This window comes from Marinobacter sp. LV10R520-4 (assembly GCF_002563815.1).
In the GTDB taxonomy this organism is placed as follows: Bacteria; Pseudomonadota; Gammaproteobacteria; order Pseudomonadales; family Oleiphilaceae; genus Marinobacter.
Genome location: NZ_PDJM01000001.1, coordinates 2,712,415 through 2,732,763 on the forward strand (window position 1 = coordinate 2,712,415; position 20,349 = coordinate 2,732,763).

Annotated in this window: 23 protein-coding genes, 4 tRNA genes and 1 pseudogene; 16 read left to right on the forward strand and 12 right to left on the reverse strand. The window is 54.4% G+C overall.

Going from position 1 to position 20,349, the window contains the following annotated elements; all coding sequences use genetic code 11:
* The first annotated feature begins 83 nt into the window (after positions 1–83).
* The 6 genes from ATG98_RS13220 to ATG98_RS13245 all read left to right on the forward strand — a co-directional run bounded on the left by ATG98_RS13220 (position 84) and on the right by ATG98_RS13245 (position 4,392).
* Positions 84–1,295, forward strand: coding sequence for an argininosuccinate synthase (locus tag ATG98_RS13220; protein ID WP_098421510.1), 1,212 nt, complete (start codon positions 84–86; stop codon positions 1,293–1,295).
* Between the two features lie 164 nt (positions 1,296–1,459).
* Entirely contained in the window at positions 1,460–1,660 is a 201-nt protein-coding gene (locus tag ATG98_RS13225; RefSeq protein ID WP_098421511.1) for a DUF2281 domain-containing protein, read from the forward strand.
* Positions 1,629–1,991: a type II toxin-antitoxin system PemK/MazF family toxin gene (locus ATG98_RS13230; RefSeq protein WP_218925862.1), complete on the forward strand. Its 363-nt coding sequence runs from the start codon at positions 1,629–1,631 to the stop codon at positions 1,989–1,991. The genes ATG98_RS13225 and ATG98_RS13230 overlap by 32 nt, the downstream gene beginning before the upstream one ends.
* Positions 1,992–2,118: 127 nt before the next feature.
* Positions 2,119–2,601, forward strand: a complete 483-nt coding sequence (locus ATG98_RS13235) for a YajQ family cyclic di-GMP-binding protein (RefSeq protein ID WP_098421512.1) — start codon at positions 2,119–2,121, stop codon at positions 2,599–2,601.
* Between the two features lie 74 nt (positions 2,602–2,675).
* Positions 2,676–4,022 (forward strand): AmpG family muropeptide MFS transporter, encoded by a 1,347-nt coding sequence (locus tag ATG98_RS13240; protein WP_179888146.1) that lies wholly within the window; start codon positions 2,676–2,678, stop codon positions 4,020–4,022.
* Between the two features lie 16 nt (positions 4,023–4,038).
* Positions 4,039–4,392 (forward strand): MGMT family protein, encoded by a 354-nt coding sequence (locus ATG98_RS13245; protein ID WP_098421513.1) that lies wholly within the window; start codon positions 4,039–4,041, stop codon positions 4,390–4,392.
* Here ATG98_RS13245 and ATG98_RS13250 read toward each other — a convergent pair.
* Together ATG98_RS13250 and ATG98_RS13255 are read right to left on the reverse strand one after the other, a co-directional pair.
* Positions 4,387–4,662 (reverse strand): helix-turn-helix domain-containing protein, encoded by a 276-nt coding sequence (locus ATG98_RS13250; RefSeq protein WP_098421514.1) that lies wholly within the window; start codon positions 4,660–4,662, stop codon positions 4,387–4,389. The genes ATG98_RS13245 and ATG98_RS13250 overlap by 6 nt on opposite strands.
* 97 nt (positions 4,663–4,759) lie before the next feature.
* The gene (locus ATG98_RS13255) at positions 4,760–5,521 is read right to left on the reverse strand and encodes an SDR family oxidoreductase (protein ID WP_098421515.1); all 762 of its coding nucleotides are present in this window, start codon (positions 5,519–5,521) and stop codon (positions 4,760–4,762) included.
* 139 nt (positions 5,522–5,660) lie between these two features.
* Between ATG98_RS13255 and ATG98_RS13260 the strand changes: the two genes are divergently transcribed.
* The 4 genes from ATG98_RS13260 to ATG98_RS13275 all read left to right on the forward strand — a co-directional run bounded on the left by ATG98_RS13260 (position 5,661) and on the right by ATG98_RS13275 (position 8,704).
* Positions 5,661–6,182: an FxsA family protein gene (locus ATG98_RS13260; RefSeq protein WP_098423416.1), complete on the forward strand. Its 522-nt coding sequence runs from the start codon at positions 5,661–5,663 to the stop codon at positions 6,180–6,182.
* 153 nt (positions 6,183–6,335) lie between these two features.
* Positions 6,336–6,623, forward strand: a complete 288-nt coding sequence (groES, locus tag ATG98_RS13265) for a co-chaperone GroES (protein ID WP_007348748.1) — start codon at positions 6,336–6,338, stop codon at positions 6,621–6,623.
* A gap of 82 nt (positions 6,624–6,705) precedes the next feature.
* The gene (gene groL, locus ATG98_RS13270; protein ID WP_098421517.1) at positions 6,706–8,358 is read left to right on the forward strand and encodes a chaperonin GroEL; all 1,653 of its coding nucleotides are present in this window, start codon (positions 6,706–6,708) and stop codon (positions 8,356–8,358) included.
* Between the two features lie 103 nt (positions 8,359–8,461).
* Complete coding sequence (locus tag ATG98_RS13275; protein ID WP_228706135.1) at positions 8,462–8,704, forward strand: hypothetical protein; 243 nt, start codon at positions 8,462–8,464, stop codon at positions 8,702–8,704.
* A gap of 84 nt (positions 8,705–8,788) precedes the next feature.
* Here ATG98_RS13275 and ATG98_RS13280 read toward each other — a convergent pair whose 3' ends face one another.
* From ATG98_RS13280 to purE, 3 genes are all read right to left on the reverse strand, one after another.
* On the reverse strand, positions 8,789–9,367 hold the full coding sequence (locus tag ATG98_RS13280; protein WP_098421518.1) for a superoxide dismutase: 579 nt from the start codon (positions 9,365–9,367) through the stop codon (positions 8,789–8,791).
* A 94-nt stretch (positions 9,368–9,461) separates the two neighbouring features.
* Positions 9,462–10,580, reverse strand: a complete 1,119-nt coding sequence (locus ATG98_RS13285; RefSeq protein ID WP_098421519.1) for a 5-(carboxyamino)imidazole ribonucleotide synthase — start codon at positions 10,578–10,580, stop codon at positions 9,462–9,464.
* A gap of 69 nt (positions 10,581–10,649) precedes the next feature.
* On the reverse strand, positions 10,650–11,141 hold the full coding sequence (gene purE, locus ATG98_RS13290) for a 5-(carboxyamino)imidazole ribonucleotide mutase (protein WP_098421520.1): 492 nt from the start codon (positions 11,139–11,141) through the stop codon (positions 10,650–10,652).
* A 109-nt stretch (positions 11,142–11,250) separates the two neighbouring features.
* Between purE and ATG98_RS13295 the strand changes: the two genes are divergently transcribed.
* The 4 genes from ATG98_RS13295 (at position 11,251) to ATG98_RS13310 (ending at position 12,727) form a co-directional block, all read left to right on the forward strand.
* Entirely contained in the window at positions 11,251–12,249 is a 999-nt protein-coding gene (locus ATG98_RS13295) for a hypothetical protein (protein WP_098423417.1), read from the forward strand.
* A gap of 176 nt (positions 12,250–12,425) precedes the next feature.
* Positions 12,426–12,501: transfer RNA gene (locus tag ATG98_RS13300), tRNA-Val, on the forward strand.
* Between the two features lie 66 nt (positions 12,502–12,567).
* Positions 12,568–12,644, forward strand: a tRNA-Asp gene (locus ATG98_RS13305).
* 7 nt (positions 12,645–12,651) lie between these two features.
* Positions 12,652–12,727: transfer RNA gene (locus ATG98_RS13310), tRNA-Val, on the forward strand.
* A gap of 232 nt (positions 12,728–12,959) precedes the next feature.
* Here ATG98_RS13310 and ATG98_RS13315 read toward each other — a convergent pair.
* The 3 genes from ATG98_RS13315 to ATG98_RS13325 form a co-directional block, all read right to left on the reverse strand.
* Positions 12,960–14,072 carry a HigA family addiction module antitoxin gene (locus tag ATG98_RS13315; RefSeq protein WP_098423418.1) on the reverse strand — a complete coding sequence of 371 codons (1,113 nt, stop codon included), beginning with the start codon at positions 14,070–14,072 and terminating at the stop codon, positions 12,960–12,962.
* Positions 14,065–14,409 carry a type II toxin-antitoxin system RelE/ParE family toxin gene (locus tag ATG98_RS13320; protein ID WP_098421531.1) on the reverse strand — a complete coding sequence of 115 codons (345 nt, stop codon included), beginning with the start codon at positions 14,407–14,409 and terminating at the stop codon, positions 14,065–14,067. Before ATG98_RS13320 ends, ATG98_RS13315 begins: the two co-directional genes overlap by 8 nt.
* Before the next feature lie 301 nt (positions 14,410–14,710).
* Complete coding sequence (locus ATG98_RS13325; RefSeq protein WP_098423419.1) at positions 14,711–16,114, reverse strand: 3-oxoacyl-ACP reductase; 1,404 nt, start codon at positions 16,112–16,114, stop codon at positions 14,711–14,713.
* A gap of 236 nt (positions 16,115–16,350) precedes the next feature.
* On the opposite strand from ATG98_RS13325, the gene ATG98_RS13330 reads away from it, so the two are divergent.
* A tRNA-Met gene (locus ATG98_RS13330) sits at positions 16,351–16,427 on the forward strand.
* A gap of 445 nt (positions 16,428–16,872) precedes the next feature.
* Here the strand turns inward: ATG98_RS13330 and ATG98_RS13340 are convergent.
* From ATG98_RS13340 to ATG98_RS22735, 3 genes and pseudogenes are all read right to left on the reverse strand, one after another.
* Positions 16,873–17,115 (reverse strand): BrnA antitoxin family protein, encoded by a 243-nt coding sequence (locus ATG98_RS13340; RefSeq protein ID WP_098423421.1) that lies wholly within the window; start codon positions 17,113–17,115, stop codon positions 16,873–16,875.
* Positions 17,090–17,347, reverse strand: a pseudogene (locus tag ATG98_RS22985) (BrnT family toxin); the annotation flags it as partial. The gene ATG98_RS13340 and the pseudogene ATG98_RS22985, both read right to left, overlap by 26 nt.
* A 303-nt stretch (positions 17,348–17,650) precedes the next feature.
* Complete coding sequence (locus ATG98_RS22735; RefSeq protein ID WP_267283839.1) at positions 17,651–17,779, reverse strand: hypothetical protein; 129 nt, start codon at positions 17,777–17,779, stop codon at positions 17,651–17,653.
* 160 nt (positions 17,780–17,939) lie between these two features.
* On the opposite strand from ATG98_RS22735, the gene ATG98_RS13350 reads away from it, so the two are divergent.
* Positions 17,940–19,301 carry an O-antigen ligase family protein gene (locus ATG98_RS13350; protein WP_098423422.1) on the forward strand — a complete coding sequence of 454 codons (1,362 nt, stop codon included), beginning with the start codon at positions 17,940–17,942 and terminating at the stop codon, positions 19,299–19,301.
* A gap of 287 nt (positions 19,302–19,588) precedes the next feature.
* Here ATG98_RS13350 and ATG98_RS13355 read toward each other — a convergent pair whose 3' ends face one another.
* Positions 19,589–20,035: an REP-associated tyrosine transposase gene (locus ATG98_RS13355; protein WP_098423423.1), complete on the reverse strand. Its 447-nt coding sequence runs from the start codon at positions 20,033–20,035 to the stop codon at positions 19,589–19,591.
* Positions 20,036–20,349: the final 314 nt, after the last annotated feature.

The window sequence follows — 20,349 nt, forward strand, 5'->3', positions numbered from 1 at the left end:
CCTAATAGCCAAGGCACCCTTGCTGCCGTACAATGTGTCGCTTAAATTCGATACATCGATAGTATTGTGTGTGGAGCAAGGGCATGTCTGATATTAACAAAGTAGTACTGGCCTATTCCGGTGGCCTGGATACCTCGGTTATCGTGCGGTGGCTGCAAGACACTTACGGCTGTGAAGTGGTTACCTTTACCGCCGACATCGGTCAGGGCGAGGAAGTAGAACCGGCGCGGTTAAAAGCCAAAGCGCTGGGCGTAAAAGAAATATACGTTGAAGACCTGCGCGAAGAATTTGTGCGTGACTATGTTTTCCCTATGTTCCGCGCCAACACGGTTTATGAAGGCGAGTACCTGCTGGGTACCTCTATCGCCCGCCCTTTGATTGCCAAGCGCCTGATTGAGATCGCCAACTCTACCGGCGCTGACGCCATTTCCCACGGCGCAACCGGTAAGGGTAATGACCAGGTTCGTTTCGAGCTGGGCGCTTATGCCCTGAAGCCCGGCGTAAAAGTGATTGCGCCCTGGCGTGAGTGGGATTTGAATTCCCGCGAAAAACTGCTGGCCTACTGCGCCGAACGCGACATTCCGGTCGACATGAAAAAGGGCAAATCGCCTTATTCCATGGACGCCAACCTGCTGCACATCTCCTACGAAGGCATGAACCTGGAAGACCCCTGGTGCGAAGCCGAGGACGACATGTGGCGCTGGAGTGTTTCGCCACAAGAAGCGCCGAATACCCCGACCTACATTGAAATCACCTACGCCAAAGGCGACATTGTTGCGGTAGACGGCCAGGCTATGAAAGCCCACGAAGTGCTGGCGCACCTGAACAAGGTTGGCGGCGACAACGGCATTGGCCGCTTGGACATCGTAGAGAACCGTTACGTGGGCATGAAGTCCCGCGGCTGCTACGAAACCCCGGGTGGCACGATTATGCTGCGCGCTCACCGCGCCATTGAGTCTTTGACTCTGGACCGCGAAGTAGCGCACCTGAAAGACAGCCTGATGCCGCGCTACGCCGAGGTAATCTACAACGGTTACTGGTGGTCGCCAGAGCGCGAAGCTCTGCAGGCGCTGATTGACCAGACCCAAACCTACGTCAACGGCACCGTGCGCCTGAAATTGTACAAAGGCAACGTAGACGTAGTGGGCCGCAAGTCAGACGATTCCTTGTTTGACGAGAAGATTGCCACCTTTGAAGAAGACGAAGGCGCTTACGATCAGAAAGACGCCGAAGGCTTCATCAAACTGAACGCCCTGCGCTTGCGCATTGCGGCTAGCAAGGGTCGCAAGCTTTAAGTTTCAGTTGGCGACTGGAAGATAGCCCGATACTTCAGGGCTGGCTTTGCCGGCCCCGGTTGCTTTGGCCGGAATTTTTACTTTAATTTGCCCGAACTCTTCGAGGAATTTTGATTTACGTTGTGTGATACTAATTCAAAGCAACTGAGCTAGCGGGAGGCATGATGGAAAGCCGGGTTCAGCAGTTGATTAAAAAGCTTGAGCATCTTCCGTCGGGTCGCTTGTCGGAGGTGGAAGACTTTATTGATTTTTTAAGCCAGAAAGATCGAGAACATCACATGCGCAAGGACTTCGCGCAAGGGGCAGAGGCTCCTTTCCAGAAGGTATGGGATAATGACGATGATTCAGTCTACGACAAGTTATGAATTTGGGAATGTCGTTCTTGTTGGCTTTCCCTTTACCAATCTTAAGACGACCAAAAAGCGCCCCGCAGTCATTCTCAGCTCCACTTCCTATCAGGCTTACCGCCCCGATGTTATATTGCTGGCGATAACCAGCCGGATTAAGGATCCCCTGACTTATGGCGAAGCTATGATTGCTGACTGGGGGCAGGCAGGTTTAATCAAACCGTCATTATTCAAACCCCTGATAGCGACAGTCGATCAAGTGATTGTTCTTAAAAAGCTGGGCACGCTCAGTGCTGGTGATCAACTAAGGCTTAAAAAGCTGGTGCAGAATGTTCTAGACCTTGTCTGAGGTGTAATTCGCACCGCGTTGCCTATTGCAGTCCATTGTCAGGTGCGGGGAGAGCCTCGGCTTGGTATGCTTGCTCACCTTTTTACGTTGTGGGTATACCCGCCTCAGGTTTTGGAGAATAACGATTATGCCTTCTTTTGATATTGTTTCTGAAATCGATATGCACGAAGTAACCAACGCGGTTGACCAAACCAAGCGCGATCTTGGCAATCGTTGGGACTTCAAAAATGTAGACGCCGATGTAGAGCTGGACGACAAGGGCATTACCATCAGCGCCCCGCAAGAATTCCAGTTGGAGCAGCTGCTGGACATGCTGCGTATGGCTTTCGCCAAGCGCAATATTGACGGCCGCGCGCTGTCGGAAAACGGCGACAGCAAAGCCGGCAAGCTGGTGAAGCAGCATCTGGAGCTAAAACAGGGCCTTGAAACCGATATGGCCAAAAAGATCGTGAAACTGATCAAAGATCAAAAGATGAAGGTTCAGTCCAGTATTCAGGGCGACAAAGTGCGGGTAACCGGCAAGAAGCGTGACGACCTGCAAGAAGCCATGGCCATGCTGCGCGAAGCCGAGCTGGACGTGCCTCTGCAATTTAATAACTTCCGCGAATAAGGCGGCTTATCATTTCTGTTGAACCCCGGCGGGCCGCCTGGCGGGAAACCCTGCGCGTTTATTCCCGCTGGCAGGTGGTTGCCCTGTTGTTTCTGGGGTTTTCGGCTGGCCTGCCATTTTTGCTGGTTTTCTCAACGCTGAACGCTCGTTTGGCAGATATTGGCGTGGAAACCGCCACCATCGGCTTTTTCAGCTGGCTGGGTATTACGTATTCCATAAAAGTGTTCTGGGCGCCGGTGGTCGACCGCTTGAAATTGCCCATTCTGGATAAGTGGCTGGGCAAGCGCCGCAGCTGGATGTTGCTGGCCCAGGTAGGCATAGCCGCTGGCCTGTATCTGATGGCCCACACCGATGCCACTAGCGCACCTGAAATGATGGCCCTGTGTGGCCTGCTGGTGGCTTTCTCGTCCGCCACTCAAGATGTGGCTATAGACGCCTACCGTATTGAAATCGCTGAACAACGCTTGCAAGCCGCGCTGGCTGCCACTTACATATTCGGCTACCGGCTGGCGTTACTGGTAGCTGGCGCCGGCGCTTTGTATCTGGCGGAATTTTGGTCCTGGCAGGTGTCTTACGAAGTGATGGCAGCGCTGGTGGGCGTAGGCATGGCGACGGTTCTAATCGTGCGTGAGCCGACCGTCAATCACTTTAAGGCCGCGCAGGATATTGCCGAAAAAATTCAGCTGCAGGCCGCACATCATTCCCATCTTTCGCCACGCCTGGCCAGGTTCGCAAGCTGGTTTTACGTGGCGATTGCCGGGCCGTTTGTGGATTTCTTCCAACGTTATCGCGAGCTGGCGGTGGCCATACTTCTGCTGGTGGCGGTATACCGTATTTCCGACATCGCTATGGGCGTGATGGCCAATCCGTTTTATTTAACCTTTATGGGCTTCAGCAAAACCGAGGTTGCGGACGTTACAAAGATCTTTGGATTTTTCATGACCATAGGCGGCTCGCTGCTGGGTGGGCTGCTGGTAATACGCTACGGCGTGCGGCGTATATTGCTGCTGGGCGCCATTATGACGGCGCTGACCAACCTGCTGTTTGTGGTGCTGGCACAATATCCACCGAATCTTGCAACGCTTGCCGTTGTGGTCAGCGCCGATAACTTAAGCGGCGGCATCGCCAACGTGGCGTTGATTGCCTGGTTGTCCAGCATGACCAGCGCTTCCTTCACGGCTACCCAATACGCGCTGTTCAGTTCGTTGATGACATTACCCGGCAAGTTTTTGGGCGGTTTCTCCGGCATGGTTGTGGCCAACTACGGCTACGCGGAGTTCTTCCTGGTGGCGGGATTGCTGGGCGTGCCGGCCATCGTGCTGACCATGATAATGATGCGACATGGTAAGCGCCTGGATGCGCTGGCGCCGGACAACTCTGGCAGCGAGGATGCGCCTGCGAGTGACACGGCAAGGGAGTAGGCTAAGGAGTAGCGCTATGAAGGGTAGTTCTGTGAAAAGTAAGACAATAAAGCCTGACAGCGTTGCAGAGCCCAACAAAGACCAGAAAATCTGGTTGGTAGTGCTGGCAATACCGGCGGGCAAGGTGGCAAGTTATGGCCAGGTTGCCGCCATGGCAGGCCTGGGTCGGCAAGCTCGTTACATAGGCCGAGCCCTGGGCAAGCTTCCACAAGGCCACAGCGTGCCCTGGTATCGCGTAATTCGCAGTAACGGCCAGATCGCCTTTGCGCCAGGCTCAGAGACCTATCAGGAACAGGTCAACCGCTTACGGGAAGAAGGCGTCTACGTGGTTAACGGGCGTGTTTCGATGTCGCGATTTGGTTGGTTATAAGAGCTTGCCATGCACGCGAATATTCCGTTCATTTTCATCACGCAGCTCCTCAAACGTCGGGAACGGCGATTTATCTCGAATAACCAGCTCTTTGCCCAGGTAATCGAGTATTTTCATGACTTTGCGGATGCCGATGTCGCCTGATCGGTTATTTTCAAGAGCGTTAATGGTGGCGCGGGAAATATCGAGGTGGTTTGCCAGCGTTTGCTGGGATACGCCGTTTTGCTGGCGCAGTGTTGAGAGGGTTTGCCCTAAGCTTTGATAGTCCACAATGCACCTCGGCTGGCTAATATACTTTACATTTAAGCTTCAATTGCACTTTTTGTAAAGTATTTTAGCCAGTCGAGGCGATTTTTTAGCTACTTAGCTACAGACGCATCGCGCCGTCGACTTCAATCACGCGGCCGCTGACGTAATCGTTCTCAAGAATGAACGCGACGGTCTGGGCGATTTCGTAAGGCTGGCCCATGCGCTTGGCCGGGATGCCTGCGCACAATTTTTCCAGAGCTTCCTGCTTCATAGACGCGGTCATATCGGTTTCGATAAAGCCCGGTGCAATGGCCATGCTGCGGATGTTGTAACGGGCTAGTTCCTTCGCCCATACGGTTGCCAGTGCCGCTACGCCGGCTTTTGCGGCAGAGTAGTTGCTTTGACCCATGTTGCCTGCGCGGGCAATGGATGAAATGTTGATGATCGCGCCGCGGCTGCCGGTTTTGATCATCTGGGTGGCGGCTTCACGGCCACACAGGAACACGCCGGTCAGGTTGACGTTGATAACCGCCTGAAATTCTGACAGTTCCATGCGCTTAATGATTTCGCCGTCTTTTGCTTTAACCATCAGGCCATCGCGCAGAATACCGGCGTTGTTGACCAGTCCGTTAAGCTGACCAAAATCTTCAGCAATTTGCGCGAAGGTTTTCTCAACATCTTCTTCTTTCGATACGTTGCAAACGTAGGCTTTTGCTTCAACCCCGGCTTCCTTGCAGGCGGCAACGGCTTCTTCCAGTTTTTCCGGCATCAGGTCAATCAGCGCCACACGGGTGCCTTTGGACGCCAGGAATTCAGCCATGGCGCGCCCCAAACCCTGGCCACCGCCGGTAATCGCAACTACGGAATCTTGAAGTATCATAATTTGCCCTAAAATAGTGAGTTAACATTACTATTGCGGATACTGTGTGTCCGCTGAGCAGTTATAGGTATTTTGCGAAGCAGTATAGCAGGTCATTATCGGTACGTTGCTATCGAAATTACGCGTAAAGGAGAGTTCAGTGCCATTTTTTTTGTTGCTGTTTGTTGTTGTGCCCGTTGCAGAACTGGTCGTCCTAATAAAGGTAGGCACCATGATCGGCGTTTTGCAGACGGTGGCATTGGTGTTCCTGACGGCGATTCTGGGCGCCTGGCTGCTTAAGCAGCAGGGCCTTGCCACGCTGCTAAGGGCCCGCCAGCGCATGAATTCTGGCGAGTTGCCCGCCCAGGAAGTGGCCGAGGGTCTGATTCTGGCAGCCGGCGGCGCGATGTTGTTAACGCCGGGGTTCATTACGGATTTCTTCGGTTTTATGTGTTTGCTGCCGTTTACCCGCCAGTGGCTGGTGGGGCAGGCCATCAAGCGGCTGACGGTTGTTGGTTCGGCTGGCGGCTTCTCGTTTAGCGGTCAATCCGGTCAGTTTGGTGGTGAGCAAGGCCCGTTCGGGCGCCAAAAACCGTTTGACCGCGACGCCAACGGCGACATCATTGAAGGCGAGTACCGCGACGAAACGGAAACCCGCCACGACCGCATTGATAAAAAGTAAAAATTTTTTCGTGCGGGCGTTGAAAACCCCTACGCACTACCCCAAATACCCTTCACAAGTTCACCGCAGACAGGCAGCCGCTGATACGTCAGCAGGCGCGCAGGTCGGGTAATTCATGGCCACTTTTAATCTGACTATTGGAGCATTCGAACAATGAAAATTCGTCCGCTACACGACCGCGTTGTCGTGCGCCGTAAAGAAGAAGAAGAGAAAACCGCAGGCGGCATCGTGCTGCCGGGTAACGCCAAAGAAAAGCCGTCCCAGGGCGAAGTGATCGCTGTTGGCAATGGCCGCGTTCAGGATAACGGCGAAGTTCGCCCTCTGGCCGTTAAGGCCGGTGACACCGTGGTATTCGGCCAGTATGCCGGTAACACCGTGAAAATTGACGGCGAAGACCTGCTTATCATGAGCGAAAGCGACATCTACGGCGTGCTTGAGTGATCTGAAAGCTCTGGCATATTGCGCACATTCTCATTAACCCGGTGATTTCATCATTTCGGTTTAACGAACAGGAACAGAAGACATGGCAGCTAAAGAAATTAAGTTTGGTGACAGCGCACGCAAGCGCATGGTTAAAGGCGTTAACGTTCTGGCCGACGCAGTACGAGTCACCTTGGGCCCCAAAGGCCGCAATGTGGTACTGGAAAAGTCATACGGCGCACCTGTTGTCACTAAAGACGGCGTATCTGTAGCCAAAGAAATCGAACTGAAAGACAAGTTCGAAAACATGGGCGCGCAGATGGTGAAGGAAGTTGCTTCACAGGCCAACGAAACAGCCGGTGACGGCACCACCACCGCTACCGTTCTGGCCCAAGCCATCGTTAATGAAGGCCTGAAAGCCGTTACTTCCGGCATGAACCCGATGGACCTGAAGCGCGGCATCGACAAAGCCACTATCGCTGCAGTTAAGGCGATTGGTGATATGGCCAAGCCCTGCGACGACAGCCGCAGCATCGCCCAGGTAGCGACCATTTCTGCCAACGGCGACGAAACCATTGGCCAGCTGATCGCTGACGCCATGGAGCGTGTGGGTAAAGAAGGCGTTATCACCGTTGAAGAAGGCCGTGGCCTGGAAGACGAGCTGGACGTGGTTGAAGGTATGCAGTTCGATCGCGGCTATTTGTCGCCGTACTTTATCAACAACCAGGACAACATGAGCGTCGAGCTGGATGACCCGTACATCCTGCTGGTAGACAAGAAAATCTCCAACATTCGTGAACTGCTACCGGTGCTGGAAGCGGTTGCCAAAGCGGGTAAGCCGCTGATGATCATCGCCGAAGACATTGAAGGCGAAGCGCTGGCGACTCTGGTCGTCAACAACATGCGCGGCATTGTGAAAGTAGCCGCTGTGAAGGCGCCTGGTTTTGGTGACCGTCGCAAGGAAATGCTGCAGGACATCGCCATTTTGTCTGGCGGTACTGTGATTTCCGAAGAAGTGGGCCTGAGCCTGGAGAACACCACTCTGGACGACCTGGGTACCGCCAAGCGTGTGAACCTGACCAAAGAAAACACCACGATCATTGACGGTGCCGGCGCACAGGCTGACATTCAGTCGCGCGTTGAACAGATCCGTAAGCAGATCGAAGACAGCACCTCAGACTACGACAAAGAGAAGCTGCAGGAACGTGTAGCCAAGCTGGCTGGCGGCGTTGCCGTTATCAAGATTGGTGCCGGTTCCGAAGTAGAAATGAAAGAGAAGAAAGCCCGCGTTGAAGACGCACTGCACTCCACCCGCGCAGCGGTTGAAGAAGGCATTGTGCCTGGCGGCGGCGTAACCCTGATTCGCGCTCTGGCGGCTCTGGACAGCGTTGAGACCCTCAATGAAGAGCAAAGAGCCGGTGTGAACATTCTGCGCCGCGCGATGGAAGCTCCTCTGCGCCAGATCGTATACAACGCCGGCGGTGAAGCCTCTGTTGTTGTTGCGAAAGTACGTGAAGGCACCGGTGCTTACGGCTACAACGCCGCCACCGAAGCCTACGGCGACATGCTGGAAATGGGCATCCTTGACCCAGCCAAAGTGACCCGCTCTGCGTTGCAGGCCGCGGCTTCCGTAGCCAGCCTGATCATCACAACCGAAGCGATGATTGCCGACGAGCCAGAAGACGAGAAGTCTGGCGGCGCCATGCCTGATATGGGCGGCATGGGTGGAATGGGAGGCATGGGCGGCATGATGTAATGCCCCCGGCCGCTGGTTAACAGCGGCCAGCCTGCTTTACCATAGTTTAAAAACCTCCGAATGGTGACCGCAGAAAATTGCGGCCATTTTCGGGGGTTTTTTTATGGCGCTTAGAAACCTTTTTTGGCCCCGGTATCGCCTTTTACTGCTGGCGCTGGTGCCTATCCTGCGCCCGACCATCATGCTGGGCAAAGTAGACGCCGCCGCCGTCACCGACAACAAGTACCAGTCGTTGCGGGAAATCGACCTGCACCTCCGCGAAAAGCTGGGCCTGCCGGATAACAGTGTGGACCGTTCGATTGACAGCCTGTTCAGCCCCGGAAGTTCACAAAAATGCCCGCACTAGGCGGGCATTTTTGTATAACGGGTAGGGGGTGAAACCGGGGACGGATTTGAAATCCGTCCCCGATTCGTCACCGGTCTGACCTACTTAAGCCAGATTCTTGTTCACGAAGTCCCAGTTTACCAGCTTCCAGAAAGCGGCAAGGTAGTCTGGGCGTGAGTTGCGGTAATCAACGTAGTAGGCGTGTTCCCACACGTCGACTGTCAGCACTGGCTTGTCTGCGCCAGTCAGCGGTGTTTCTGCGTTGCTGGTGTTTGCAATGGCAACGCTGCCGTCGGCTTTCTTAACCAGCCAGGTCCAGCCAGAACCGAAGTTGTTGGCGGCTTTGTCGTTGAATTCTTTTTTGAAGTCATCGAAAGAACCGAAGGCTTTTTCGATAGCGTCTTTGGCTGCGCCGGTTGGCTCGTTGCCGCCGTTGGGGCTCAGGCAGTGCCAGTAAAATGTGTGGTTCCACACCTGGGCTGCGTTGTTGAACAGCGGGCCGCTGGCGCTTTTGATGATGTCTTCCAGCGACTTGTTGGCGTCGTCAGTACCTTCAACCAGGCCGTTCAGCTTGGTGACATAGGTGTTGTGATGCTTGCCGTAGTGATAATCCAGAGTTTCCGCGGAAATGTGCGGTTCCAGAGCGTTTTTTTCGTACGGCAGTGCAGGTAGTTCAAAGGCCATGAGGTCGTTCTCCGTTTTCTCTCGATTTTATATGAATAGCTTCGTTATCAGAGCTTCGTTACAACTACTAACTATAGGTCCGCATTGGGCCAGATCAACCCTTTAAGATTAAGGAACTGTTAAATTCCGGGCAACCGGGCAAAAATTGAGCGCAATTACGCACTCGCCAAACCAGCTCTTGGTAACTGTCGGCAAGAATATTCACGTGGCCCAGTTTGCGGCCAGGTCGTTCTTGCTTGTTGTACAGGTGAACATGGGCGTAGGGCAGTTGTAAAATCCGCTCGATCTCGCCGTGCTCGCCAATAATGTTAATCATGCAGCTAACGCCCCGCGGTTCTACGTTACCCAGAGCGTGTCCGCTGACGGCACGTACATGATTTTCGAACTGGCTGGTCATGGCGCCTTCTATGGTCCAATGCCCGGAATTGTGCACTCGCGGAGCCATTTCGTTCGCCACAAGGCCGTTTGATGTTTCAAACAGCTCAAGTGTCAATACGCCCACGTAGTCCAATTCGGTCAGTAAGCCGCGAATATAGTCTTCAGCTTCGCTTTGCAGGTGGGGTTGTAGTTTTGGTGCCGGGGCAACGGAGTAGCGCAGAATGCCCTGGTGGTGGTCGTTATCCGCCATGGGATAAAACGCCACATCGCCGCATTCGGCGCGTACGGCAATAATCGACAGTTCGCGATTGAAGTTGACAAATTTTTCGACCATCAGGCGTGAGTGGCCAATGCTCTGCCAGGCAGCGGCGGCGTCTTCCGGGCTTTTCAATACGGCCTGGCCTTTGCCGTCGTAGCCTTCGGTGTTGGACTTGGCGACCACCGGGCAGCCCAGTTCTTTAGCGGCGGCTTTTAGGGTTTCGGCGCTGTCTGCGATTTTCCATTGCGGTGTAGGAATGCCCAGCTGGCCAAACAGTGTTTTTTCGGCTTCGCGGTTCTGGCATATCTGCAATGCGCGGGGGCAGGGGTGCACGGTGGTTTTCGCTGCAATCTTTTCGGCGACTTCTACCGGTAGGTGTTCAAATTCGTAAGTTACGCGGTCAACCTTGCTCAGGAACTCGTCCAGCCTTTGGCCTTCAGGGTCGCTGATGGTTTCGCCTATGCCGGCACTGGGGCTGCCTGACATGTCGTAGAATACAAAGTTCTTGGCCAGTGGGTAACCTGCCAGGGCGAGCATTCTTCCCAGTTGGCCGGCGCCTAGTACGCCAATTCTCATTTGTTTTCTCCTGTCATTGTGTTCGCAACTTAATTTGAGTGTTTGCACGGATGGGCTTTGGCACTAACGTTATGAATCCGACGGATCCGGGTTGTCCAGAATCGATTGGGTTTGAGTGCTGCGGAATTCGTCAACAGCTTGGCGCACGGTGTGGTCAAAGGTGCCGATTATCTGGGCTGCCAGCAAACCTGCGTTGGTGGCGCCGGCGTTGCCGATGGCCAGGGTGCCTACGGCGATGCCGCCGGGCATTTGTACGATAGACAGTAACGAGTCTAGTCCGTTCAGGGCTTTGGACTGTACGGGCACTCCAAGCACCGGTAAGGAGGTTTGCGAGGCTACCATACCCGGTAGGTGGGCTGCACCGCCGGCGCCGGCTATGATAACTTTCAGGCCGCGGTCGGCTGCTGTTTTGGCGTATTCGAACAGCAGGTCTGGGGTGCGGTGGGCAGAGACGACTTTGGTTTCATAGGCCACGCCAAGCTTGTCGAGCATGTTGGCGGCGTTTTCCATGGTGGGCCAGTCGGATTTGGAACCCATAATGAGTCCTACCAGCGGTTGCATAAGCAACAATCCTTCGATGATTGGAAAGCCGGCTATTGTATGATGTGGCCCAAAGCCATGCAATCGGCGCGGCGCAAGCACAGAACAGCGACTCAGTTAAGGACCCGATATGGAACCTATTCGACCAGATAACGATGAATTAAGAGCCGAGCGGCCGGATAGCCCAATGGGCTCTGCGAGGGCTGCAGGCAGCGCCAAACCTGCGCCAGCCAGCCAGAGCAAACCGCCGAAGCCCCCGGAAACTCCGAAAGCCGCGGCCGGCGGCGGGTCGAAAGGCAGCAGTAATGGCAACGGTGGCGCAGGGATTTTGTGGCTGCTGGTTATTGTGTTGGCGTGTGTGGCCGTTGGCGGCTGGTACATACAGGGCCAGCGTATTCAGGCGCTGGAAAGCGAAGTGGAGGAAGCCGACAGCTGGGTACGCCAAAGCAAGCTGGCGCTGGCGCGATTTGAGGGTACCTTGTCTGAAACCGGCGAGAACCTTCAGGAAGCCGGTGTGTCGCTGGATGAGCAACTGGCGTCACAGAAGGCGCGGCTGGATAACGCCGATAGTGAAATTCGTAAACTGTGGGTTATTGCCAATGAGCGCAACAAGCAGCAGCTAGAGCAGCAGGCGGCGGCGATTAGCGAACTTGAAACGGCACTTGGCAAAAATCGCAACGATTTGGTGAGCGTTCAGGCCTCGCTGGCGAGTGCGGAAACCGCTATGAGCGAAGCCGTCAAACTACAACAGGGCGAGCGCGCTGAGCTGGCGGCCAGGGTAAGCGCTGTTCAGACCAGCGCATTGTCGCTTAAAACCGAACTGGCTGCGGCAAATCAGAAAACGGAGACCTTAGCCAAGAGCGTTGAAGAGCGCATTGCAACGTCTATCCGCCGTTTTGAGCAGGAACAGAAACTGACCACCAGCAGTATTGAAAGCCGCATTGCTGCGCTGGAAAAAGAGGTTACAGGCACAGCCAGCGGTAACCGGCTGGAGGCCGTGCAGCGGGAAGTGGCCGGCTTGAAACAAACCGTTGAGGTGATTGATTCGTCGCGCTCGCAAATGACATCGCGCCTGGTGCGATTGTCGCAGGAAGTAAATGACGTGCAGGCAAAGCTAGCAGGCCAGTAGGCGGATCGGTAAACAGGTCAGTGAATGAACGGATTTCCGGCGTGACGGCTTTTTAAGGGAATTTTCGGCAAAACATTTGACACCGAGGCAGAAATACTTAAAATGCGCAGCTCACTTGTTTGAGACACGTTTGCCAAGTGGCAGATGCAAACAGTGAATCTTTGAAAGGCCAAAGCGGGCGGTTAGCTCAGCTGGGAGAGCATCGCCCTTACAAGGCGAGGGTCACTGGTTCGATCCCAGTACCGCCCACCACTTAGCCTTCAAAGATATGTCAGGCACAACACCTGACATTGCATTCGGGTAAATCCGGATGGCTGCGGAGCGGTAGTTCAGTTGGTTAGAATACCGGCCTGTCACGCCGGGGGTCGCGGGTTCGAGTCCCGTCCGCTCCGCCAACTATCTGGGTGGTTAGCTCAGCTGGGAGAGCATCGCCCTTACAAGGCGAGGGTCACTGGTTCGATCCCAGTACCACCCACCATATTTGGAAAACGGGCATCCTCACCGAGGCTGCCCGTTTTTTTATGCGTGACAATAACGGCCGGCACTAAGCGCCCAGCAGAGATTGCCCGCAAACCCGCACCACATTGCCATTTAAGCCACCCGACCCAGGGCTGCAAAGCCAGCTGACTGTTTCGGCTACATCCACCGGCTGTCCGCCCTGCGACAGGCTGTTTAGGGTGGTGTCAATTCTCGTTTTAGGTGCTGTTTATTCAGGAATTTGTTTCGTGCGCCCACTGGTAGAATTTCTTGAGGTCATTGCAGAATTTGTAGTCCAGCATGCCCCTGTGCTGTAGTTGTCCCACCACGATTCCCGGTGCTATTCCTACCTGTTCTGCAAACTCACAAATTGCGGCTTTAGTTCGAGCGCCGCTTTGAATGAATTTATCCAGCTCTTTTGCGGGTATGAGTTCGCTTTGAGCAAAGTGATTGGCCTCTAACTCCTTCTGTTCGTCCAAGCCGTTGCTGCTTTTGTTCGTGCTCTCAAGGAATAAGTCTTTCTTCCCGTGAAGCAGGATATGTCCCGCTTCGTGAAAGAACGTAAACCATAGGTGGTCGTTAGAGCGATACCTAAGGCTGAGCTGAATGACCGCTTTGTTGGAATGAAGCCACCGCGTAGCTCCGCTGACTCCAGTTTTGGGCAGTGACGGAACAAAAACAATGGCTACCCCCGCCTCAGCACATAGAGCCTGCATCTTCGGAATAAACTCATTCGGGGTCATATCTGTAAGTGAGCGAATCTCATCGAGCGCTCGTCGGAATTTTTGCTTGTTGTATGGATCGCAGTCAATTGACGCAGCATCACACTCTCCCTTTCTCAGCCAGGCCGAAACAGCTTCCGGGAAAGTTTCGTGCTGGTTGCTTTGACGATAGGCAACACTAAGCCTAGGCCACATCTCGCCCCACTGGTCGACACTCGCAATACCGAAGAACCTCAGCACTTCCCTGAGTTGGTCTTTTTTGTCTCTGTGGCGCTCAATCCACTCGAGTTTTGCCATCTCATTAACTGGAACACTTTTTAACCAGCTCAAGTCAGTTTCAAGCTTTTCTTCTTCAGCCAGGCGAGCCTTTATTTCCTGATAGTTGCTTTCAAGGTTCAACCAGTAGTTGACGGGCATGCCAATGGCCCTCTCCAGTTTTATGGCAGTTTCAGGCGTAATGGGGGACTTCCCCTTGATAATCGAGACAATATGTTTCGCAGACAGCCCGATTCGCTTTGAAAGTTCCTGCTGGCTCATGTTTCTCATTTCCAGCTCATCACTTAACACTTCGCCGGGCAGAATCGCGTAATTGGGCTCGTATTGGTTGTTTACCGAATCACCCATGTGTGTCCACCACTCCAATAATTTTGATTTGTGTAACTGATTGCCAATCCAGCCCACCTTCTTTGCGCTGCGGCACCGGATCATGGTCTGGCTTCAAGATAAGCCTATAGGGATGATCCAGGTCGACGCTAAGTTGTCCTTTACGATTGCCTGTTAATTCATGACATCTATGCGGCGGGCTATAGGGCGGCGCGAAAGCGCCGAGGCTTGGAACGGCCCATAGCTGGGTGAGCACAATTTGAAGCTTTTTGGCTCGTTTGGCTCCATGAACCTTAGCCATCTCCCTGCCGTCATTCATTTGCTTCATCAGTTTATTTGTTGCGAAGGTGATTTCCATAAATTTCAGCTGTTTTATTAACCTAACAGGTTAATGACTTTTCCTTTGTAAGTCCAGTGGGAGTCGTCGTCCCCGCCATGGAATGCAGCCAAAGGCGCTGGCAAAGGCCACGGGCCACGGGAGCTTTGAAGCTCACCGTGAGCCGGGGCAACCACGCGGTAAAAGAGAAATTTTCGGGTATCTATGCGCCCCACCAGATGAAACGAAAAACACCGCCACCTTTCGAATCAAGGAGCGCCAACCACTGCTGGGTAGGGAGTTGTCCCTGTCTTTTTTTTATAGGGCATGACAACGGCCGGCACTAAGCGCCCAGCAGAGATTGCCCGCAAACCCGCACCACATTGCCATTTAAGCCACCCGACCCCGGGCTGCAAAACCAGCTGACGGTTTCGGCCACATCCACCGGCTGCCCACCTTGAGACAAGCTGTTTATGCGTCGCCCCGCTTCGCGAACGGCGATGGGCATGGCGTCTGTCATTTTGGTCTCTATAAAACCTGGCGCGACTGCGTTTATGGTGGTGCCGTTTTTGAGCTGCCGTGCCTCGGCCTGTACATAGCCAATAAGCCCGCTTTTTGCCGCCGCGTAATTGCTTTGCCCGCGATTGCCGGCAATACCGCTAACCGATGACAGGCACACAATGCGCCCGTTAGCGTGCAATAACTCATGCCGTTGGATTCTTTCTGTAATAGCCATGGCCGCTGTCAAATTCACATGGATGGCCGCGTCCCAGGACTGTTCTGGCATATTACCCAGGGTTTTGTCGCGGGTAAGGCCGGCATTGTGAATCAGCAGGTCTAGGCCGCCGTGCTGCTCAATAAACGTGGCAATCAGCTGGGGCGTATCGGCTTCGGTTATGTCCAGCGCCAGGGCGTGGCCTTTCAGGCTTTGCATCTGTTGCTGTAACTCCTGCCGCGCGGCGGGCAAGTCCACTCCGATGACGGTTGCGCCGTCGCGGCTCAGGGTTTGTGCGATGGCCAGGCCAATGCCGCGGGCCGCGCCGGTCACCAGGGCCAGCTTGCCGGTAAGAGGTGCCACAGGGTTGGAGGCTGCTGCGCTGGTGCTTTTATCGATCTGGGCAACCTGTCCGGACACATACGCTGATTTCGCAGATAGAAAAAACCGCAGGCTGGAGTTCAGGTTGTTTTGGGCGCCCGTGGTTACCCTCAACAGGTTCGCAGTGGCGCCTTTGTTGCCAATTTCTTTTGCGATGCTACGCACGAACCCATCTAACGCCTGTTGTGCCGCCGCATGAGCTGGTTTGCGGCAAATTTTTACGGGCTGGCCTAGCACCAGCACTCGCCCGTTCTGAGTCAGGCTTTTTATACTGGCGTGAAAAAACTGATAAATTGCGCTTAGCTCGCCGGGCGTTTTGATGCCGCTGGCGTCAAACACCAGGGCAGAAAAGTTGCCGGGCTTGCTCAGCGGCAGAACCATGGGCTTTGTCCGGTTTCCAGCCTTGGCTGAATCCACCAGTCGTTTATCGCCGCTGGCGTGATAGAGCGTGGCCGCACTGGCGCCCAGTATTCGCCCAACCTCGGAAATCAGCTTCCCTCCGCCGCCGGCGCCCAGCAGAACATCACCTTCAATAAATGGCTGGTCTACCCGTTTTAGCCGCCGCAAAGGAATTGGCGCGGGTAAGCCCAGAGTATTGGCTGCGGTTTGCCCTAATGAGGTGTTGATCAGCTTGAAATACAGATCCGACATGGCAGTGATCCTCTGGCGATGATGACGTTTTCTTTGAACCGGTGACGCAAATCATACTCTATTTGGGCACAGCCCCAAGGACGATGCTGGAGGGGATTGGCAAGCGGTCGAGCAGGCTCGCGCGATTTATGGCTGATTGCCAATTTAGTCTTTGACACAGTGTCGAGTTGCCCGTAGTATGCGCTCCTCGTTAGCCGGAAGCAGATTAAAAAGCTCTCAGTTAACAACAAGTTTGATGCGGGGTGGAGCAGTCTGGTAGCTCGTCGGGCTCATAACCCGAAGGTCGTAGGTTCGAATCCTGCCCCCGCTACCATATAAGAAAAAAGGCAGACCAGTATCTTATTGGTCTGCCTTTTTTGTATCTATATTCTGGTTAACGTACTGGTGATCAGCCAATACTTCGGCCTGGAAAAACTCAAAGACCGCTTAACCAAAACCCAAAGGCAAAATCAACAACTCGCGCCGAGGCGACGCTCCTACAAAAACCACGGCGCTCCGACAAAAGCCACAATGCCGCGCCACATAACCGCACAATCCCTGTAGGAGCGGCGCCCCGCCGCGATGCGGGCTGCAGGCCCGCCACATAACCGCACAATCCCTGTAGGAGCGGCGCCCCGCCGCGATGCGGGCTGCAGGCCCGCCACATAACCGCACAATCCCTGTAGGAGCGGCGCCCCGCCGCGATGCGGGCCGTCAGCAGCAGAAACCTACCTCGCCGCCCTGAAGGGACGGTGAGGATGTTAAGGAGTCCGTTGGTGTTACTTGTTAGCCTTTTTTTGATGTGCTACATACTCATCCAGTAACTCACGAATCATTTTTTGATACTGCATGTGATTAGTTTTGGCGGCCTGTTTAAAATATGCAACACTCTCGGAACTTAATGAAATAGTTACTTTAGTATTTTCACTTTTTAATTTCAGCTCTTCAGGTGAAGATAAGAAATCAGCAACAAGTCTTAATTCACCAATTGGCTCATCAGTGTATTGAATTTGCTTGTTCATACAATTTTTTCCCTTTTCTCCAGTAACCAGCACCAATAATTCTGATCTGGTTATTTCGATAAGTAAAACGAACAGTTAAGATACCTGAATTTTTTTGATTTAAACCAAAACAAAAATAACGTTTTTCATCTTGGCTATGCACAGTATCTTCGGCGATAACACGTCGCTCATCTTTGAATGCATGCTGAGCATCGTAAAACGATACTCCGTGCTTTTCTTGATTTTCGAGGTTCTTCGCGTCATCTCACTCAAAGTTTGATTTGCTCATAGGGAAATTATAACGATAGTATGGGCATATAGCCATATTTGATCTGTGTTTTTATGCTAACGAGGCTGTAGAAAAACCTTTTTCAGAGCCCAGTCCGCAGCCATTTTTTTGTTTTTTCGCACCTTGCGATCAACTGCCGCAAGTTTGATCATTTGCTGGCGACACCACAGCATTATCGATATCCAGCGCTGAATTTTTCGTATCTAGCGATCCATTACTCGGAATCAGTGCTTAACCTGCGAGCGCATATCGCTCACTTCAGCCACCTCAAGACACCACCACGGTGCCCAGAATAACCACAAAAATCATCGTTACCCGGGGCCACGCCAGAGTGTTCAGCGCGCCCAGTGCCGGGGGCTCCTCAGGCTTGATTTGCCCGCGCGATTGTTGGCTCATTGCCAATTTAGTCTTTGACACCGTGCCGCGTTGCCCGTAACATTTTTGCTCGTTAACCGGAAGCAGATCAACAGCTCCCCCGCCGCCACATAAGAAAAAGGCAGACCAGCATCTTACTGGTCTGCCTTTTTTATATTTATTTACGGATTGACCCAAGCCAATGTCCCAGCCTACCAGCCGCCTTGATCGATTCCTGTTTGTCGCCGTGCTTGTGGTGCTGGTGTGGCTGCCGTTACCGCTGGGTAGCAATCGCGACTGGTCTGTGGGCTTGCTGGTGCTGTTAATCGGCGGGCTGGGCAGCCTCTGGGCCATCGGCCAACTGCGCGGCAGCGTAACACCCGCCCTGCAAATCAAGTCAGTTAGGGCCGCACTCCCGCTTCTAGGGCTGCTTTTACTCACACAAACCTGGGTTGCTGTGCAGTGGCTGGCCGGGCTAACGGTCGACAATGGCGCAACCTTCCAATACCTGATGCTCGGGCTGGCTTACAGCCTGCTGTTCCTGCTGGTGGTCAGCCTGTGCCATACCCGTAAACGGCTGAGCCTTCTGCTGGGCACCTTAGTCGTCAGCGGCGCCTTGCAAGCCTTTTGGGGAGCCTTCATGACGTTATCCGGTGTTGAATGGCTGCTGGCCGGCCCCAAAACCAGTTACGTCGGCCACGCCACCGGTACCTTCGTTAATCGTAACCACCTGGCGGGCTACCTGGAAATGAGCCTGGCTTGCGGTATAGGCCTGCTGCTGGCGCTGCGTGACAACCGTCCCTTTAGTTGGGTAAACCTTCTGGAGCTGTTGATGGGCCCCAAGGCACGCCTGCGCTTGGCCTTGGTGGTTATGGTCATCGCACTGGTGATGAGCCACTCACGGATGGGCAACGCTGCGTTTTTCATCAGCCTGCTAATGGTTGGCGGGCTGTTCATCCTCATCGAAAAAGAACACCGCCTGCGCAACAGCCTGATCCTCGTCAGCCTGATTCTGATTGACGTACTGGTGATCAGCCAATACTTTGGCCTGGAAAAACTCAAAGACCGCTTAACCAACACCCGCCTGAACGATGTGGTGGTCAACGGCGACGTGGTACAGCGGGCCAACGAACTGCGAGACGACGTGTTCGGCTACGCCATTCCCCTGTTAACAGAACGCCCAATGGTCGGCCAGGGCGCCGGCAGCTTCGAGGCAGTGTTCCCGCAATACCCCGGCGAAGACATTCGCCTACACTTTGACCACGCCCACAACGACTATCTACAGTTCGGTATCGAGTTTGGCTTGCTGGGCAGCCTGCCGCTGGTGGCATTCACCCTGATGGCACTGTGGTATGCATTAAAAGCGTTGCGGCGGCGCGATTCGGTGTACCGCAGCGGCGTTGGCTTTGGTGCGGCCATGGGCATTATTGCCCTGCTAATTCATTCCAGCACCGACTTCAACCTGCAAATTCCCGCCAACGCCGCAACGTTTGTGGTGCTTTGTGCCATTGCCGTGCTGGCTGGCAGCCACAGCAACCGGCGGCAACACAAACAACCCCTGTAGGAGCGGCGCCCCGCCGCGATGTGGGCCGCAGGCCCGCCACACAACCGCAAACACCGCAAAACCCAAAGGCAAAATCAACAGCTCGCGCCGGGGGCGACGCTCCTACAAAAGCTACGGCGCTCCGACAAAAAAAACCACAGCCCCGCCGCGATAGCACCTGTAGGAGCGGCGCCCCGCCGCGATGTGGGCTGCAGGCCCGCCACATAACCGAAACCACCGCAAACACCGCAAACACCGAACACCACAAACACCACAAACACCGCAAAACCCAAAGGCACAACCAACCGCTACACCCAAATGGCATCCCAATGTGGGTAGAGGCCCACGCGCGTAACCAGGCCTGCCCTGCGCGGATTGGCGACCACATAGCGCGCCATCGACTGCAAATCCTCTTCGCGACGTAATGCCCGGTCATGAAACCCCGTCTGCCAGACAGGCCCGCCCAAGCGTTTGGCTGATATGGATTTGACCCGGCCCACCAGAGCCGACAGCGACCCCTGCTCCAGCTGAAGTAACCAATGTAAATGATCGGGCATCACCACGAACGCCAGAGTCGTGCAGCGGCCCAAAGTCGACTCCGCATGCAACACGCCAATCAACGATCGGGCTGAAGCAAAATCAGCGAAAACCGTACGCCGCTCGCGCGTCACCGTAGTCACCAAATAAATCTGCCCAACCTCCGACCAGCGGCCGGTGCGCAACCGACTGGCAAATCCCTTTCTTTCAGGTAGCATCATGGAACTCCTTTCCATAAATCCAACAGCTCGCGCCGAGGGCGACGCTCCTACAAAAGCTACGGTGTTCCGACAAAAACCACAACGCCAACCCCCTGTAGGAGCGGTGCCCCGCCGCGATGCGGGCCGCAGGCCCGCCACATAACCTCATAACCCCTGTAGGAGCGGCGCCCCGCCGCGATGTGGGCCGTCAGCAGCAGGAACCTACCCAAGCAGCCCAGCGCCGTAGGAATCCCCATTTTTTTCGCGAAGCGAGAGGGCGGGGAGGATGTCAAAGACAAAAGGCGCTTGCCCCCTCATACAAAATTTTGTAT